Origin of the sequence: Mammaliicoccus sp. H-M34, from assembly GCF_022386495.1 — a bacterium.
Classification (GTDB): Bacteria; Bacillota; Bacilli; order Staphylococcales; family Staphylococcaceae; genus Mammaliicoccus; species Mammaliicoccus fleurettii.
In genome coordinates this window covers 1-543 of sequence record NZ_JAJNIK010000024.1, presented here as the reverse complement: position 1 = coordinate 543, position 543 = coordinate 1, and the positions used below count along the sequence as shown (strand labels likewise).

At 50.6% G+C, this 543-nt stretch carries 1 rRNA gene; it reads left to right on the top strand.

Going from position 1 to position 543, the window contains the following annotated elements:
* A 16S ribosomal RNA gene (locus LQ608_RS12365) occupies positions 1 to 524 on the top strand; the annotation flags it as partial.
* Positions 525 to 543: the final 19 nt, after the last annotated feature.

The window sequence follows — 543 nt, the reverse complement described above, 5'->3', positions numbered from 1 at the left end:
TTCCCCTTCGGGGGACAAAGTGACAGGTGGTGCATGGTTGTCGTCAGCTCGTGTCGTGAGATGTTGGGTTAAGTCCCGCAACGAGCGCAACCCTTAAGCTTAGTTGCCATCATTAAGTTGGGCACTCTAGGTTGACTGCCGGTGACAAACCGGAGGAAGGTGGGGATGACGTCAAATCATCATGCCCCTTATGATTTGGGCTACACACGTGCTACAATGGATAATACAAAGGGCAGCGAACCCGCGAGGTCAAGCAAATCCCATAAAATTATTCTCAGTTCGGATTGTAGTCTGCAACTCGACTACATGAAGCTGGAATCGCTAGTAATCGTAGATCAGCATGCTACGGTGAATACGTTCCCGGGTCTTGTACACACCGCCCGTCACACCACGAGAGTCTGTAACACCCGAAGCCGGTGGAGTAACCTTTTATTAGGAGCTAGCCGTCGAAGGTGGGACAAATGATTGGGGTGAAGTCGTAACAAGGTAGCCGTATCGGAAGGTGCGGCTGGATCACCTCCTTTCTAAGGATATTACGGAATG